Annotated in this window: 12 protein-coding genes; 7 read left to right on the top strand and 5 right to left on the bottom strand. The window is 63.6% G+C overall.

What is annotated here, in order from left to right:
* Window positions 1-109 precede the first annotated feature (109 nt).
* The 6 genes from ASE39_RS19095 (at window position 110) to ASE39_RS19065 (ending at window position 11,335) form a co-directional block, all read left to right on the top strand.
* A complete protein-coding gene (locus tag ASE39_RS19095; protein ID WP_057272181.1) occupies window positions 110-637 on the top strand; it encodes a sigma-70 family RNA polymerase sigma factor in 528 nt (175 codons plus the stop codon).
* Window positions 638-709: 72 nt separating this feature from the next.
* Window positions 710-1,918 carry a FecR domain-containing protein gene (locus tag ASE39_RS19085; protein ID WP_082615510.1) on the top strand — a complete coding sequence of 403 codons (1,209 nt, stop codon included), beginning with the start codon at window positions 710-712 and terminating at the stop codon, window positions 1,916-1,918.
* A gap of 183 nt (window positions 1,919-2,101) precedes the next feature.
* Complete coding sequence (locus tag ASE39_RS19080) at window positions 2,102-4,501, top strand: TonB-dependent receptor (RefSeq protein WP_140426837.1); 2,400 nt, start codon at window positions 2,102-2,104, stop codon at window positions 4,499-4,501.
* 115 nt (window positions 4,502-4,616) lie between these two features.
* Window positions 4,617-6,851: an ankyrin repeat domain-containing protein gene (locus ASE39_RS19075; RefSeq protein WP_140426836.1), complete on the top strand. Its 2,235-nt coding sequence runs from the start codon at window positions 4,617-4,619 to the stop codon at window positions 6,849-6,851.
* A gap of 279 nt (window positions 6,852-7,130) precedes the next feature.
* Window positions 7,131-10,112, top strand: a complete 2,982-nt coding sequence (locus ASE39_RS19070; protein WP_057272176.1) for an MASE4 domain-containing protein — start codon at window positions 7,131-7,133, stop codon at window positions 10,110-10,112.
* Window positions 10,109-11,335 carry an EAL domain-containing response regulator gene (locus ASE39_RS19065; RefSeq protein ID WP_057272175.1) on the top strand — a complete coding sequence of 409 codons (1,227 nt, stop codon included), beginning with the start codon at window positions 10,109-10,111 and terminating at the stop codon, window positions 11,333-11,335. Before ASE39_RS19070 ends, ASE39_RS19065 begins: the two co-directional genes overlap by 4 nt.
* Before the next feature lie 131 nt (window positions 11,336-11,466).
* Here the strand turns inward: ASE39_RS19065 and ASE39_RS19060 are convergent, their stop codons facing one another.
* From ASE39_RS19060 to ASE39_RS19050, 3 genes are all read right to left on the bottom strand, one after another.
* On the bottom strand, window positions 11,467-12,297 hold the full coding sequence (locus ASE39_RS19060; RefSeq protein WP_057272174.1) for an urease accessory protein UreD: 831 nt from the start codon (window positions 12,295-12,297) through the stop codon (window positions 11,467-11,469).
* Window positions 12,298-12,393: 96 nt separating this feature from the next.
* A complete protein-coding gene (locus tag ASE39_RS19055; protein WP_057272173.1) occupies window positions 12,394-12,930 on the bottom strand; it encodes a nucleoside deaminase in 537 nt (178 codons plus the stop codon).
* Window positions 12,931-13,161: 231 nt separating this feature from the next.
* Window positions 13,162-14,211 (bottom strand): patatin-like phospholipase family protein, encoded by a 1,050-nt coding sequence (locus tag ASE39_RS19050; RefSeq protein WP_057272172.1) that lies wholly within the window; start codon window positions 14,209-14,211, stop codon window positions 13,162-13,164.
* Window positions 14,212-14,702: 491 nt separating this feature from the next.
* On the opposite strand from ASE39_RS19050, the gene ASE39_RS19045 reads away from it, so the two are divergent.
* Complete coding sequence (locus ASE39_RS19045; protein ID WP_057272171.1) at window positions 14,703-15,686, top strand: hypothetical protein; 984 nt, start codon at window positions 14,703-14,705, stop codon at window positions 15,684-15,686.
* A 91-nt stretch (window positions 15,687-15,777) separates the two neighbouring features.
* Here the strand turns inward: ASE39_RS19045 and ASE39_RS19040 are convergent, their stop codons facing one another.
* Together ASE39_RS19040 and ASE39_RS19035 are read right to left on the bottom strand one after the other, a co-directional pair.
* Window positions 15,778-16,545 (bottom strand): ABC transporter permease, encoded by a 768-nt coding sequence (locus tag ASE39_RS19040; RefSeq protein WP_010461728.1) that lies wholly within the window; start codon window positions 16,543-16,545, stop codon window positions 15,778-15,780.
* Between the two features lie 24 nt (window positions 16,546-16,569).
* Window positions 16,570-17,394 carry an ABC transporter ATP-binding protein gene (locus tag ASE39_RS19035; protein ID WP_010461726.1) on the bottom strand — a complete coding sequence of 275 codons (825 nt, stop codon included), beginning with the start codon at window positions 17,392-17,394 and terminating at the stop codon, window positions 16,570-16,572.
* Window positions 17,395-17,441 lie beyond the last annotated feature (47 nt).

Below are 17,441 nucleotides of genomic sequence, written 5' to 3'. Positions count from 1 at the left end.
TGCAATAATGAGAATGATTCTTATATGCAGTGCATCCGTAAGTTAACTCCCACCAAGTTGCGACCACATCCAGCCCAGAGGAATCGCCTTCCGTGGCTTGGGTTGATCTGTGCTTGAGCGTTACTACCGGGAACTGCTGAACTTCTGTTCCCGCACGGTCAGGGACCGGGATGCGGCGGCCGATGTCGTGCAAGAGAGTTACGCGCGTGTGCTGGCCGTGCAGCAGTCGGGGCAAACGATTCACGAGCCGCGTGCCCTGCTGCATCAGACAGCGCGGCGCTTGATGATCGACCAGCATCGGCGCTTTTTGGTTCGCCAGCACGAGGACATCGACGACCTGGCGGAATGGGAGCAGCCGACCGCCCCGCGCCACCTTGAGCCTGATGCGATCTACGCGCAGGAGCAGCATGCACTTGCCATCGTCGCAGCCATAGAGTCGCTGCCGCCACGTTGCCGCGAAGCCTTTGTCCTCAACCGTTTCGAGGGCCTGTCCCACCAGGAGGTGGCCGACCACATGGGTATCTCCAAAAACATGGTGGCGCAGCACATCGTTCGTGGCGTACTGGCGTGCAAGGCCTGTGAAGACCGTTTGAACGGTGTACCTCCGCAATCCCCGTCTGTTGAGAGGAAAAAATAGGAATGGCTTTACACGCTGTGACCTCCAGTCTTTCAACTTTCGTGCGTCTACACCCCTAAGTGCTCTCACGACATGAACCCGCCCAGCCCAGCGCATCTCAGCTCATCGCCTTCTCCGGCACCCGTTGGTGCCGATGTGGATGCGCGAGAGTTCGCGGACTTCTTGTCCGGTCAGAATCTGCTGGATGTTGAAGCTGCGAGCTGGCAAGTGCGCCGACAGGACGGACTGACGGTTGACGAAGAAGCAGAGTTTCAGCAGTGGCTGGCCCGAGATCCTTTGCATCAGGACAGCTTTGACAGGCTTGACGGGGTGTGGGACCGGCTGGATAGACTTTCCTCCGAAGGTATCGTCCGGCTGAAGGCTGGCCTGACGGCAGAGGAAGGCAACTTCGCTGACGGTCCGAGCACTCCGCACACGCGCCCCCAAGCCACCCAGCCCTCTCGTCCCGTCGCCCGCCCCATGGCCCCTGGCCGAAGTGCCTGGCTTTTCGGCATCGGGCGTTGGGTGCCCCAGATTGCTGCAGGTGGTGTCGCCTTTGCCGTGATGGGCGGCGGCTGGCTCGGTTGGGACCATTGGCAGCAACAGCCGGTATTTACCAAAACCTACGTGACCGCCCGTGGCCAGCAGCTCGATGTGCAACTGCCCGACGGCAGCAGGCTCAGCCTCGACACCGCGACCCGTGCAGAAGTCACGCTGTATCGGGAGCGGCGCGAAGTGCGCCTGCCTGAGGGACAGGCCCTGTTCAATGTCCAAGCAGATGCCCGCCGTCCATTCGATGTGCTGGCCGGGCCGCTGCGCGTCAGTGTGGTCGGCACACGCTTCGTGGTGCGCAATACGAAGACGGGGCTGAGTCTCGGCGGCGCCAGCGTGGCGGTGGAAGAGGGGCGGGTGCGGGTGGAGGCCGCGCAAGCTGGGGCACATCCGCACAGTGGGAAGTCGGTCGACCCCACCGGTGCCGTGGAATTGGCTGCGGGGCAAGCCATCCACGCCGATGCAGCGGGTCGCATTGGGCAAATCACGCAGCAGGCAGCGGCTGGCGCAATGCTGTGGCGCGAGGGCCGGGTGAACTTCGAGCGCACGCCATTGATCCAGGCCCTGGCCGAGTTCGAGCGCTACGGGTCCACGCGGCTGGTGGTGAACGATCCGGCCGTGGGCGCGATGCAGGTTCATGGCAGTTTTGATTTGCGCCAGTTGGGGGCCTTCACCAAGGCGCTGCCCCAGGTGTTGCCGGTGCGCCTGGAAATCCATGACGGCGTGACCGAAGTGCTTGCAGCCCACTGAAGATTCAAAACCTCGTCGGTAGCGCCGTCTGCGCGCAGGACGGGAGAACCCCGTTCTCAACGGGGCCGAAAGGGGCCGAAAAATATTCAAAAACCTTGCACATCGACCTCAAGCGTTTTGAATGTGACGCGTCTTCATTGGTAGTGATTCTTGTTTTCAGCTACTGTTTTGGAGATCTATTTCATGCTGCACCCGCGCTTTCACCCCGCGCCCTTGGCCTTGGCTGTTGCCTTGGTGATCGTCTCTTTGGGGACTTCTGTCGGCCATGCTCAATCGGCGGCGGCATCGCCCATGGGTACGGCGTTCAATATCGAGTTGACGGCACAGCCCCTCGGCACCGCACTCAATGAACTGGCACGCCAGGCCAAGCTGCAGCTGATGGTGCGTCCCGATCTGGTGGCAGGGAAGTCAGCGCCAGCGCTCTCCGGTAAGCTCACCGCGCGGCAAGCACTGGACCGGATGCTGGCAGGTAGCGGGTTGACCGCTGAAATCGACGGTAGCGCAGTCGTCGTCAAACCGGTGCCTGGAGAAATGCGCGGCTCGACGCTGCCGTCCGTTACGGTCACTGCCAGTGCGGATGCGCCAGGCGATCTTCCAAAGCTGTATGCAGGCCAACAGGTCGCGCGTGGGGGGCGCCTCGGCCTGCTCGGGAACACGGACTTCATGGACGCGCCCTTCAGCATGACCGCTTACACCTCCGAGCTGGTGGAGAATCAGCAGGCCCGCAGCATCGTGGATGTTCTGGCCAACGATCCGTCGGCCCAGGCAGCTGCGCCGCGCACTTTCGACAACTTCTACATTCGCGGCTTCTCCATCCACCGCGAGGAGATCGGTTTTGACGGGCTGTATGGAATTTCAAGCGCTGAAGGCAATTTGCTCGAAGGCATCGAGCGCGTGGAAGTACTCAAGGGCCCCAGCACACTTCTGAATGGCAGCGCGCCCCGAGGAACGCCCGGCGGCGCGATCAACCTGGTGCCCAAGCGTGCGAGCGACACGCCGTTGACGCGCGTTACGACAAGCTATGTTGGCGATGGCAACCTGGGCAGTCACCTGGATCTTGGACGGCGCTTCGGCCCAGACAATGAGGTCGGCTTCCGGGTCAATGCAGCCTACCGGGATGGCGATACCGCCGCCGACCATGAGTCGGAGCGCGTGCGCAATCTGGTGGTGGGACTTGATTTTCGTGGGGAGCGCATGCGCTTGAGCGCCGACTTTGGCAACAGTGCACAACGTGTCGATGGAGCCAGGAGCAACTTCTTCGTGACCTCGCCGGTTTTGCCCGCAGCCCCCTCGGGCAGCACCAATGTCTGGCCTGCCTGGACCTACCAGGATAAGAAACACCACTTTGGCGTGCTGCGCGGCGAGTTCGACGTGTCTGACAACGTCACTGCCAGTGTGGCCTACGGCAGCTCCACCTCGCAGCGGAAAGTGATTGAGGCCTATTCCATCCTGACCGATGCAAAAGGCAGCCTCAATGCCTCCACCTATGGTTTGGATTCACAGACCCAACGCAAAAGTGCGGACGCCAGCCTGCGCTGGCGTTTCGCCACAGGGCCAGTAAAGCACCAGCTTGTGGTGGCGGGAACCCACGTCAATTCCGACATCAAGGAAAGCCAGCCGACGATCGATCACAGCTTCGACTCGAATTTGTACAACCCCGTTGCAGCGCCCTCACCAGGGTCGGGCCTGCTCAATCAGCCCCGTGTGCAGGCTTCAGAAATGCTGATGGACAGCCTGGCGCTGACCGACACGCTGTCCCTGCTGAATGACCGCTTGCGGTTTACCCTGGGGCTGCGCCGACAAAAAATCCGTGCGGAAGCCTTCCGCTACGCGACAGGCGTTTTCGAGTCGCGCTATGAACGCAGCAAGACCACGCCCGCCGCTGCCGTGGTGTTCAAGCAGACCGACCAGCTCGCGTTTTATGCCAACTACGTCGAGGCGCTCTCCCAGGGGGGGGCGGCGCCGATCAATGCGGTCAACGCCAACGAGGTCTTTCCCCCGTTTGTCTCCAAGCAAGGGGAAGTGGGGGTGAAGGTGGATGGAGGAAAGGTCGCGACGACTTTGAGCGCCTTCCAGATCCGCCGGCCCAGCGGCCTCCTTGATGCCCACAACCGCTATGCCATCGATGGCGAGCAGCGCAACCGGGGCTTCGAGGTGCAGACCTTCGGCGAAGTGCTGCCCCACCTGCGGTTGCTCGGCGGCGTCACCTGGACCCAGGCCAGGCTCAACAAGACTCAGGGCGGTGCCAACGATGGCAAGCAGGCCGCAGGAGCGCCGGAATGGGTGGTCAAACTTGGCAGCGAATGGGACATTCCAGGTGTCCCGGGCCTTGCGGCAACCGGCCGCGTCATCCATTCTTCGTCTCAGCCGCTGACGGTAAACAACACCATCCGATTGCCCGGGTGGACGCGCTTTGACCTTGGAGCGCGCTATGCGACAAAGATCGGAGAGCGCCAGGTGGTCTTGCGCGGCAGCGTTGAAAACGTGGCGAACCTGCGCTACTGGGATTCTGTCCCTGCCTTCCAGGTGGTCACCTACGCGGCACCGCGCACTTTCTTTTTGTCCGTGTCCGTGGACTTCTGATGGGTCTTCTATGCTCGCAGTACGGGGGAATCACTGGCAAGCGGGCAAAGCCCTATTTGCCGCAACCCCCGCGTAGACGCAGGCAAGCAGCCCACGACGTCAGTTCCCCTGGAGAGTGACACCGGTGGCGTATCGTACGCATCGGCTTTGGTGTGGCTGCTCCCACTGCCTTTGCCTCGACAGGAGCTCTCCAGCAACGCAGTGGCTGCATGCAGAACGCCCGCCCGGGTCTTGCCATTCACCACGTTTTTCCCCCGCATCACCCTGTGACCTCAGAGCGGCGGCCTTTCCGCCGCCACGTTATCGAATGCAACAGTCCACTATTCTCCAGATCCTGTTTTTTTGTTGGTTCTCTGTGTTTTCCCAAGCGGCAGCAGCCCTTGACTGCGCCGAGACTTTGCTGGGTGACTATGCCCTCGAAGAAAACGGCACCGCCGTGCTTCGCGTGGAGAGAGCCAACGGCCGTATCCATACGCGGCACAAGGACGACAACGGCCAATGGAGCACGAGGTTTTTTGAAGGCCCGGTATTGCCGCCGGATCAAGTGCGCAGGGTCATGGACGTGGACCCTGCGGACCGTTCGGCGCCGCTGTGCGGTCTGGGGATGGACAGTGGTGTGTTGCTCCAGCTTCCGGTCGGCCATGAATACGCCGTCAGCAGCGCCACCGAGAAATCCACTGTCCCTAGAAAGGTCCTGAGCGGCTATCTGTACTACGAGGCCAGCGGGTTTGCCATGGGGGCCACCGACTTGTTCCCGGTGGCCCGCGTGGGTGTGTCGCCCCCGGTGCCCCCTGCGCCCGCAGCAGCGGTCAGCGGCCGTGAGGTTCCGGTTTCGGCCACTTGCCCGGGGCAAATTGCGCCCGACATGGACCAGGCGGCTTTCGACGCCCTGCCATCCGGGCAGAAGAACTGGTTTCACCGGCTGGACACCAAAGCCCAAACGAGATTCGTCTGCGGGCAATACCTGAACGATCTGATGAGCCTGAGCACGCACCTGAGCGCTGCACTGGATGCACCGAGAGGCGACACCCTCACGAAGATTTCCGCCTTGCTGCGCGCTGGGCAAGTCCCCCGCAATGCCGACGGAAAGGCCTCCTGGAGCTCGGCGTCGCAAAGCTTGCTGGCCAGCAACCAGGGCACGCGGGGCGAAAAGATTCCTTTCCAGGACGAGTTCAACGCGCTGTTTGCCAAAGAAATCCTGCCTCGGCTCGATGATGGGGAAGGCAGCGAACATGACCTCCACCAGCGGATCTACCTCTTGAAGGAAGTGATTCTGATGCCACCGGACCTGGGGGTTGCGGCGCTGAGGACATTGAACCGGAGAGGCCTTCTGCGCCGCTCACCGCCCCGTTCGTCGCAAAGCGTCGCACTTCAGCTCTTGCAGTTCAGTACCCCGCGCATTCCCGCGGAAACCTTCGACTACCTGCTGGCAGAGGCTGGGCCCAGCGCCGCCAACGACGATGGCGTGATGACGACCTTGATTGATACCAATGGCATCGAAGGTGTGCGGCGAATGCTCCATGCCGGGGCCAGCCCGGCCCAACGCGGCTGGTTGGCCAGGGCCCGCATGAACCCCGCTGCCGCATCCGGCATCTACCCCTTGCTCCTGGATGCCGCCGTGGCCGCTGCAAAGGCAAACCCGGCCCAGGCCCGTCTTCTTGCTGACCAAACGACGCTGGTGCTCGGCAAACTTCTGGCCCAGTGCTCCAGCGATCCCGCGCGCTGGAAAGAGATGGATTTTCTGGTGGCGCAAGGCGCCAGGGTGCAGGGGGTATTTGACAACCAGGAGTTTTCCGAAACCAACCTCGGTGTTTTTGCACGAAGGTGCCCGGAAGGGTTCAAGGGCTTGCTCCAGCGGGGTTTGCCCCTGAACGTCAACTACCCCTACCCCAAGTACGCAGGGCAACGGCAGGACACGCCATTGCTGATGTACCTGACCGTGGGGATGGAGGACCACCCCCCGCAAGCGCAGATCCTGGTGGAGATGCTCCGCCGGCACAACAACGCCAACGTGCGCCCTGATTGCCCGGGCTGCAACCCCCTGAACCCCCTGGAGATGGCGATCTTCTTCGGCGATGTCGCCACGGTGAAAGCGCTTCTCGATTTTGGGGCGGACCCTAACGATCCGAACTCCGATGGCAGGCCGCCGTTCATACGGGCCGTCATAGAGAACAGCGTCGAGAAGCTGGAGGTGATGAACGCCAAGACCCCACTCGACGTCCACCGGCTGGACAAGAAAAACATCTCCCTGCTGGCCTGGGCGAATTGTGCGGGGGCCAAGGATGCGGCGGCCTGGCTCAGCGGCCGGGGCGTGGTCAGCAGCGGCGAGGCGCTGTGCCAAAAGCGGTAGCGAGTCCGTCTCGGACGGAAGGACCCTAGAAGGTTTCAGGGCAATGGCTGCCGCCACGGGTGCTGCGCCGACCGTGCGTGATTTCTGAGTCTGCAGGTGCTTTCGGCTTCATAGACGGGGTAACGCATGACCATTGCCGCTGCATCGATTTCCCTTGCCCCCATCCGGTAGTTGCACTAAGCTGATTCCGTACGATGGGATGAACCCACATGGCGCCTGCCAATGCCCACTCAGAGGCACCTGCGGCGTCGGAAACGATGGCAGAGGGAGGGGGCTGCGTTGGACACCACGCATTCTTTGGGTAATTCTTCCGGCAACAACCGCTCGGAATTCCTGTCCACGCTGGCGGCTGACACACGCCACCGGCGCATGGCATGCATAGCGCTGTGTGCGTCCTTCCTGATCTTTGTGGCGGCGGCGCCTTTCGCGCGCGTGGCCTTGCCGCAAGTCAGCGCATTCATTCCGATTTACCAGACTGCGCTGGTTACCAATGACCTGATCACTGCCGTTCTGCTGCTCGGGCAATACAGCTTCCTGCGATCCCGTGCACTGCTGGTGCTGGGGACTGGCTACCTCTTCTGTGCATGCATGGCGGTGGCACATGCACTGAGCTTTCCCGGGCTTTTTGCCCCTACCGGCGTATTGGGTGCGGGGCCGCAAACCACGGCGTGGTTGTACTTTCTATGGCATGGCGGCTTTCCACTGTTTGTCGTCGCCTATGTCTGGTTGAAGGAGCCTGCGGCCCACGATGCGACCCGTCAGGTGCGGGCAGCAGGGTCGGCGCACCGCGCCATTGCTTGGGCCATTGTGGGCGCCATGGCGCTGGCGATGGCGCTGGTGCTGCTGACCACGGTCGGCCACGATGCCCTGCCGCTGCTGATGCGCGGTAACCAGGACGATTCGGGCAAGCTTCTGGTGGCTTTCTGCACGTGGACCTTGTCGCTGGCGGCGCTGCTGTACCTGTGGCGCAAGGCCCTCAGTGTGTTGGACCTGTGGCTGATGGTGACGCTGGTGGCATGGCTGCTGGACATTGCTCTCGCGTCGGTATTGAACGGCGCGCGTTTCGACCTGGGCTTCTATGGCGGGCGCGTCTATGGGCTGCTGGCATCGTCTTTTGTGCTGGTTGTCTTGCTGCTGGAAAACAGCCGTCTGTACGGCGATCTGGCCAACGCCAATGTGCGTGAACGCCAGCGCAGTGCAGAACTGGAACAGGCGCGCAACGAAGCAAATGCGGCTGCCCAGGCAAAGTCCAACTTTCTGGCGGCCATGAGCCACGAAATCCGCACGCCCATGAACGGCGTCATTGGCATGATCGACGTGCTTGCGCGCTCCAGCCTGAAGAGCCCGCAGGTTGCCATGGTGGACCTGATCCGGGAGTCCGCGTTTTCGCTTTTGAGCATCATTGAAGACATTCTTGATTTCTCAAAGATCGAGGCGGGCCACCTCGATGTGGAGAGCGAGCCCATGGCCGTGGGGGAGGTGGTCGAAAAAGTCTGCGCCATGCTCAACCGCCTGGCCGAAAAGCAGGGTGTGGAGCTGACACTGTTTACCGATCCCGAGATTCCCCACAGCGTATTGGGCGATGCCTTGCGTCTGCGCCAGATACTGATCAATCTGGTCAACAACGCCATCAAATTTTCTGCGGGTGGACGCACTGCCGGGCGGGTGGCGGTGCGCGCGGTGCTGGTGCAGCAACAGCCCCAGAGCGTCACGCTCGAATTCCAGGTCATCGACAACGGTATCGGCATGGGGGAAGCCACGCTGGCCACGCTGTTCACGGCCTTTACCCAGGCCGACGTATCCACGACCCGGCGCTTTGGCGGCACGGGGTTGGGCCTGGTCATTTCCGGCAACCTGGCGCAGCGCATGGGGGGCTGCATCTCCGTGGTTAGTGCGCCGGGCGCCGGCTCCACCTTCACCCTGCGTTTGCCTTTTACCTGTGTTTCGCCGGCGGGCGGCGAAGTGCAACCTGCACCATCGTTGGTGGCAGGCCTGTCCTGTCTCATCATTGGCAATGGCAAGACGCGCACCGGCGATCTGGTGACGTATCTGGCCAATGCCGGGGCGCAAACCCAGCAGGTGGTGAATCTGGACGCGGCCGGTCAACTGGCGCCCAGCCTGGCGCCCGGCCCCTGGGTCTGGGTGGTCAATACCGAAGCCGACAAGCCCCCCTCGCTGGACAGCCTGCGCGCCATCGCGCGCGCCAACCCGGGTCTGGCGCCCCATTTTGTGGTCATAGGCCACGGGCCCCACCGCTATCCGCAGCAGTTCGACGCAGACAGCGTCTCAGTGGACGGCAACGTGCTGACCCGCAGCGCGCTGCTGCGTGCGGTGGCCGTCGCGGCGGGCCGTGTCCCGTACCAGGACGAACAGAACGCGCTGGCGCCTGCGCGTTACGCGGCCGTGCCGATAGCGCTGTCGCGCGAAGAAGCGCGGCGCCAGCGTCGCCTGATCCTGGTGGTGGAGGACAACGACATCAACCAGAAGGTCATCATGCAACAGCTGTCGTTGCTGGGGCTGACCGCAGACCTGACGGGCGATGGGCTGCAAGCGCTGATCCGCTGGCGCAGCGGTGACTATGCCCTGATCGTGACCGATCTGCACATGCCCGGCATGGATGGCTACCAGCTCGCTTCCGTCATCCGCGCCGAGGAACAAGAGCGTGCCAATGCCCTCGTCCGTGCCGGGAAAGCGGTGGAGCCCCCGGTGCGCATCCTCGCGTTGACCGCCAATGCACTCAAGACCGAAGCCCAGCGTTGCAAGGATGCGGGCATGGACGACTACATGAGCAAGCCCGCTCCGCTGTCGGAGCTGCAGGACTTGCTGGAGCGCTGGTTGCCCAAGCCTGCGTCCGCTGTGCCTGTGGCGGAGGGGGTGGCCAGCGATATGCAATCCCCGCCCACAGGGCCTGTGGACATCCAGATCCTGCGCAGCCTGGTGGGAGACGACCCACAGCTCATCCGCGAGTTCCTGCAGACCTTTCGCATCAGTGCTGCGCGCATTGCGCAGGAGGTAAGCCAAGCCTACTGCGCTGGCAGCGCGGCCAAGACCGTGGCCGCAGTGCACAAGCTCAAGTCGGCCGCACGCTCGGTGGGGGCCATGGCGCTGGGTGACCTTTGTGCGGACATGGAGCAGGTTGGCGCGGCCGGTCAAATCGACGCGCTGGCGCTGGCGTTTGAGCACTTCAAGCTGGAGATGAGCGCCGTTGATCGGCACCTGGCCGAGCTTTTGTCCAACGACAGGCAGGACGGTGCACCATGAGCGCCAAGTCGGACATCCACATCCTGGTGCTCGATGACGAGCCCTTCATGCTCAAGCTGCTGGCCCGGTTGCTGATGAATCTGGGTTTCACCCGTGTCGCGACTTGCGACAACGGTCAGACCGCCCTGGAGCGGGTGGACGATGCCGCGCTTGCACCCCAAATCATCCTGTGCGACCTGAATATGCCCGGCATGGACGGCATTGAGTTCGTGCGCAAGTTGGTGGAACACGGGTATGCGGGCAGCCTGATCCTGGTCAGCGGTGAGGACGAACGCACCCTGCAGTCGGCCCGCACGCTGGTGCAGGCCCATCACATTGAAGTGCTGGGCAGCCTGCAAAAACCGGTGTCGCCGCAGGCGTTGCACCAACTGGTCGAGAGATGGGTGCCGCCGGCAAGGGTGACCCAACACCTGCAAGGCAAGGGCTATGCCGTCGAGCGCCTGGCCCAGGGCATCGAGGCGGGAGAACTGGTCAACTACTACCAGCCCAAAGTCTCGGTCTCCACCGGCGCTGTGGTGGGCGTGGAGACCCTGGTGCGGTGGCGCCATCCGCAGGACGGTTTGGTGTTTCCAGACCAGTTCATCGGCATGGCCGAAGCCCACGGCTTGATCGACGCACTCACCCAGGTGGTGTTGGCGCAGGCGCTGCGAGACAGCGCCTCATGGGCGCTTCAAGGCTTGAAGATCAAGGTGGCCGTCAATGTGTCCATGGACAACCTGCATGCACTGGAATTCCCCGAGCAGATCACGGCTGCAGCTGCCGCTGCCGGGGTCGCACCACAGTCCATCGTTCTGGAGGTGACGGAAAGCCAGTTGATGAAGGACCTGCGGGCGCCCCTGGAGATCCTGACGCGCCTGCGCTTGCGCCGGTTCAAGCTTTCGATAGACGATTTCGGCACGGGCCATTCGTCGCTGGTGCAGTTGCGCGATGTGCCGTTTGACCAACTCAAGATTGACCGGAGTTTTGTCCATGGGGCCCACCACAACGAAACCTTGCGGGCCATTTTTTATGCCAGCCTGGGCCTTGCCAAGGAACTGGGCATGGAGGTGGTGGCGGAAGGTGTGGAAGACGCCGCCGACTGGGAATTCTTGAAAGATACGGGATGCGACCTGGCCCAGGGCTACTTCATTGCTCGGCCTATGCCGGCAGACCAGGTTCTGGTGTGGGTCGCGGGTTGGCAGCAGCGCTGGGCTGCGGGGTATCCTGGTACTCCGTTTGCGTGATGACGGGGCTTGGCGATGCGTCCGGGATGAGGAGGACCTTGGAGGCCCTCTGAAGGGTATTGAGACGGCACTTCCGTCTTCCTGCAGGTCCGTGTCGAAAGGATGGACTGCAAAGCGCCTGAGCTCTTGCGCTACATCGCCCAAATCCGTGGCGCCTCGCCAGCCAGTTCCCACAGCGCCTGCCGCCATGCCGTTCGCACGGCCTTGAGCAACTGCATCGCTGGCTCCACCTGCGGCGCCAGCACGCGGACCACGACCATCTGCGCATTGGGGCTGGTGGCCCCTGCGGTCGCCTTGAGCGCATGGGTGTCCATCACGGCGCGGGCGGCGTCCAGCGCGGTGTCGCGCCGCGCCCGGTCCAGCGGAGCGCCCGCCGCAAAAAACAGGCTGGCCACACAGCGGTGCCCAGCCAGTCCCAATGGGCTGTGCATCAGCCGGTGGTCGGCAGCGTGGATGGCGCCGCGTTCCAGCCACAGGCCGGGCACTTCAAGGTGCTGCACGAACCGGCCGGTTTCAAAGGGTTGGTCGGCGTGGGGCAGGCCCAGGGCCGTCACGTCCCAGCCCATGCATTCGGCGCCGGGTGCAAGGTTCAGCGTGAGGTGGTTCTCGGCATTGCAGGCGTTGTAGCAAAGCGCCTCCAGTGGCAACCATTCCAGCCGCGCACCTTCGGCGAGCGTGAGGTGGCTGCGCTGCAGCGCCAGCGGGCCGGTGGATCGGTAAAAGCGTGTGGCGCCGGGGGTGGTGACCAGGCCATGGGCGCCCGGGCCCACGGTGGCGGTGATGTCCAGCGTGTCGCCACCCACCAGGCCACCGGGTGGGTGCACCAGCACGTTGTGGCACACCGCATCGCCCTCCGGGTACAGGCTTTGCAGAATGCGCAGTGGCCCGTTGTGCTCGTAGCGCGCGACGGTGCGGGCGTTTTCTACCGAGTAGTTCAACTGCAGGCGCGCGTGCCAAGGCATGATTTGGGTGGTTTGCTATTAAATAAGTAGCTAATTATGCCCTGCAGATAAGCGGTAGCGGCCAAAATCACTTGAAAATTGGCAACACCTGCCCGCTCAGGAAGACCAGAACCCCACGTGCGGTGCGCTGGCTTCGGCCACCAGGGCGGGGCCGATGCATTCGATGAAGCGGGGCGATGCCGCCAGCACGTCGCGCCCCGAAAGGGCCGCTGCAGCCGTACCGTCCCGTTGGGCGCGCGTGCCCTGCATGGCTCGCAGGCGCGCCGCGTCGATGCCAAACACCACACGGCCGATGCCCGACCAGAAGATGGCGCCCGCACACATCACACAGGGCTCGGCCGACGTGTAGAGCGTGGCCTGGGCCAGCGTGTCGCGGTCCACACGCGCGCTGATCTGGCGCACGGCATTGGTCTCGGCGTGGCCGGTGCAGTCCCCCGTCTCGACGGTGTTGCAATACGCCTCGGACAGCAGCTCGCCCCGCGCGCTGATCACCACCGCACCAAACGGCGGGTTGCCGCGCGCGCGGGCCCGGCACGACCATGCGATGGCCTGGCGCAGGTAGATGCCGTCGTTGGCGGCAATGGCCGAGGGGGCATCGGGCTGAGGGGGCGCTGCGGGCATGAGGGCAGGCATGGCGTGTCTCCGGGCTGTGGGATGTTGTGCCCAGTCGCATGCATGGGGCATGCCAAGAACATTGTGTGACATGCATGCATGCTTTTCTACGGCGCCGCCTGAACTGCAGGCTTGTGGGCTGAGCCCGCAGCATTCGCAGCAGCCGTTTCCGCCAAGCGGTGGAAGTCGAAAGCCTGGCGCTGCGCCGTGCGCTTCACGTCACTTCGCTTCGCTTCGCCAAGCCGTCCTGGCCTACCTGGTGGCTGGCGCAGGGCACCCCTCGCCCATTCCCGCCAAGCCCGCCAACCGCTGCAGGCGTGAGCGGTTGTCCAAACACGCCTTGTGCTCCGCCTCTTGCGCCTTCTGCTGGGTCAGTTGTGCGGCGCGGGCGCGTTCGGCCTGCAGTTGCGCAATGCGTTCGCGGATCTGCGGCATCACGGCCAGGGCCGCCTTTTCGCCTTCCACGATGGCGCTGGCGCGCTGGCTGAAATCGGCCGGGCCGATGTCCAGCACTTTGGGGCGGATGACCACGTCGGCGCGCGCCAGTTCTGCCTCGCCCAGCTTCTGGCCCATGATGGCAATCGACTGGTTCAGCGCGCCCAGCATGTTGCCCGGCGTCTGGCCCCGGGCCTTGTTGGAGATGTCCACGGCAATCACGATGTCGGCACCCAGCTGGCGCGCGGCGTCCACAGGTACGGGGCTCACGATGCCGCCGTCCACAAAATGGTATTTGCCGATGGAGACGGGCTGGAACACGCCGGGCACGCTGCTCGATGCACGCACCGCCTGCCCCGTGTTGCCGCGTGCGAAAACGGTGCGCTCGCCGTCTTCGAGCCGTGTGGCCACCACCACGAAGGGCTTGGCCATCTGCTCCAGCGGCTTGCGGCGCACCTGCTCGTTCACATAGTCTTCCAGCTTCTGGCCCAGCACCAGGCCGCCCGAGGAAAGCTGAAGGTCGCGGATCTTGGCTTCGTCCAGCGCCACGGCCTTCTCCTGCATCTCGAACGCGTTCATGCCGCTGGCGTACAGCGCGCCCACCACGCTGCCTGCGCTGGTGCCGGAGACGACGGCGGGCGCGAAGCCATTGGCTTCCAGCATCTTGATCACACCGATGTGTGCAAAACCCTTGGCTGCGCCGCCGCCCAAGGCGATGCCCACCTTGATGGGGCCGCCTGCGGGTGCCACAGCGGTCGTGGTGGCCGGTGCGGTCGCTGCGGGCTGGGTGGGTTGTGTGCCACCGCACGCCGCAAGGCCTGCGCAACCCAGAAGCGCCCAAGGCCGCAAGAAGATGTCCAACCGCATGTGCAGGATCCTGTTGTCAACGGAGGCGGCGAGTGTAGCGGCAGGGGGGAGGCCCGGGTACTGGTAGTGTAAAATGCTCCTGAAAGTGGAGCAATAAATCATTTGCAGATAAGCGGTAGGCGGTACTTAGGCCGCAGAACGGTAGAGCCGGTGCGCCAGTGCTTCATTCACCCCTGCGCCATTCCGTTTCAGCGCGCCGTATCCCGGCTGACTTGCTTGGCATTCCGCGCGCGTCCAGCCGGTGGCGCGCCTTTCGATGAGGCTGAGCAGTCCATGCAAAGACGTCGGCCTTCTGCTGATCAGTGCAGTTCGTACACGCTGGGTACCAACGAACGCCCGCGTGATGGCTGGGTGAGCCCTCGCTACAAGCTCAAGCGAACGAAACGCACCGTGCTTACCGGCAATTTTTGAACAAATTGTCACAAGCCACGGTATCGCCGTTACCTACACTGCCACGTCCTTTTTCGGGCTGCCTTCCATCACCATCCAACATGGCCAAACCTGTCGTCGCTGTCATCCACGGCACCATCATCGCCGGCGGCCAGCTGAGCCAAGCCATCATCCTGGCTGTCAACCAGGCGGCCACCAAGGCGTGGGCGCAATGGCGCCGGTTCGTGGCGTATGCCGGCTGGGTCGAGGCTGGTGGCTCGCTGGCCGGGCGCGCCAGCAATCCGGGCAACGTGCGCGACTCGCCGCTCAAGATCGACAACGTCGCCAAACGATCTCGGGGAGTGGGAGAAAGCGGGCGTCTGCCGGGACAAGGACGTCAACCCGCAGATCGACGTGCTGGTGCCTGTGGTGGCGGCCAGCGAGGGCGTCATTGCGGGTATCGAGGTGCCTCGGTCATGAAGCGCCTGGGGCTTGTGGCTTTGCTCGTTGCGGCCCACACACTGGTGCACGCTGGAGATCAGGCCGCTGTGGGTTGCCAGAGCGTCAAGCTGGTGCTTGACAAGCGGGTCACCCCCCGTGAACTGGCCCGTTTTTGGGCCAGCGGCGAGCAGGCCACCGGCGCGCCGGCTGTGTTGCAGCTGCAAGGTTGCAACGGCGAATTGCTGGACAGCATGACGCTGGAGGCGCCTCAGGCCAAGCTGGACTCCGCTCTTTTGCGTGGCGTGCGCAGCCCCACTGTTCTGGTGACGGTGGATCTGACGGCACCTGTGGGCAGCTACAGTGGACCGCAGACCAAGCTGGTCCAGGTCGAAGGAAACCGACTGACCTACGCGCAGGCCCGCGCTGCGGATGGCCACCTGCAGCCCATCGTACTGGCCCAGACGGGCAAAGCGGCGTGGAAGAAAGTGCGGGTGGGAGCGGTAGACCAGCTTCTGGCGGTCCGCAGCGAGCCCCGGGACGGGAAGTTCACGACCAGCTATCGCAGCTATGTCCACGGAAAGCGGGGCTGGACCGTGCGTGTACGGTCACGGCCCGGACTGTGGGAGTCGGATGGCGAATTCCCTTCGCGGCGGTCCTTCCCCTGAGCAGCCGGCCGCAGGCCGGTCAACGGCCGTGTGCTGTCACGACGGCTGGGTGTGCGGGTACCGCGCGCCCTGGGTGTCCGCGCCGAGGGCTTCACTCGCCTTGCGACCCCCGGTGCGCCCATCCGGTGGTGCGCTTCTCGATGGCGCTGAACAGTTCGTACATGGCCATGGCCATGGCGCCCACCACCATCAGACCCGCAAATGCCAGGCCCATCTGCATGGACGAGCCCGCGCTGATGAGCAGGTAGCCAATGCCTTCGTTCGCGGCGGTCATCTCCGACACCGTCGTGCCCACAAAGGCGAGCGTGATCGCCACCTTGAGCGAGCCGTAGAAGTACGGCATGGAGCGCGGCAGGCCGACCTTGGTCAGCACGTCCCAGCGCTTGGCGCCCAGCACGCGCAACACGTCTTCCAGCTCGGGTTCCAGGGTGGCCAGCCCCGTGGCGATGTTGACCATGATGGGGAAGAAGCTGATGAGAAACGCCGTGAGGATGGCCGGCCCCACGCCAATGCCGAACCACACCACCAGGATGGGCACGAAGGCCGCCTTGGGCAGCGCGTTGAAGGCCGTCATCAGCGGGTACACGGCGGCATAGGCCAGGCGTGAGCTGCCGATCACAAAACCCAGCAGCACGCCCACCACGATGGCGATTCCAAAGCCCGCCATGGTGACCCAGTAGGTGCGCCAGGCGTGGGCGGCGATCACGCCCCCGAACTCGACCAGCTGCGTGCCGATGGCCCAGGGGCTGGGGAAAATGAATTCAGAGACATTGAAGGCCGAGCAGATGATCTGCCACAGCAGGATGATCGCGACCAACAGGATCCAGGGCGACCAGCGTTCTACGGTTTTCTTGTGCATGGTGGTGATGAACGCGGTCGGCGTCTATTGGGCGATGGGCGCGCCGCTTTGGCGCAGCGCACCGATGTGGCCGCGCAGCTCGTGCACGATGTCGGTGAACTCTTTGGTGTAGGTGATTTCCAGGTCGCGCGGGCGGGGCAGATCGATCTCCTTTTTCACCACAAAACGGCCCGGGCTCTTGCTCATCACATACACCGTGTCGGCCAGGAAGACCGACTCGCGCAGGTCGTGGGTGACCAGGATCACGTTGAATTTTTGCTCGGCCCACAGGTCGCGCAGGATGCACCACAGCTCCTCGCGCGTGAACGCATCGAGCGCGCCAAAGGGCTCGTCGAGCAGCAGCATCTTGGGCTCGTGGATCAGCGCGCGGCAGATGCTGGCGCGTTGCTGCATGCCCCCCGACAGCTGCCAGGGGAACTTGTCTTCGTAGCCGCCCAAGCCCACCTTCTGGAGCAGCTTGCGGGCACGCTCTTCGTACTCCTTGCGCTTTTGCTTGAAATGGCTGCGGTAGGGCTCGACGATCTCCAGCGGCAGCAGCACGTTGTCCACCGTGGTGCGCCAGGGCAGCAGCGAGGGCGCCTGAAACGCCATGCCTGAGACCTTGAGCGGCCCCGTCACGGGCTGGCCGTCGATGAGGATCTTGCCCATCGAAGGCATCTTCAGCCCCGTGGCCAGTTTCATGAAGGTGGACTTGCCGCAACCCGAAGGGCCGACGATGGCGATGAACTCGCCCTGCCGCACCTGCAGGTCGATGGCCTCCACCGCAAACTGGTTCTTCGCGCGCAACTCGTCGTTGTAGGCGAGCCAGACATCACGGAAGTCCACAAAATAGGAGTCGGCAGCCTGCATGGGTAGAGGATTTTTAATGGAAATGGCCGCTGGCGCTTGATGGATAA

The sequence above is a fragment of the Acidovorax sp. Root267 genome, assembly GCF_001429215.1.
Lineage (GTDB): Bacteria > Pseudomonadota > Gammaproteobacteria > Burkholderiales > Burkholderiaceae_C > Acidovorax > Acidovorax radicis.
This window is presented reverse-complemented; position numbering and strand designations above follow the sequence as displayed.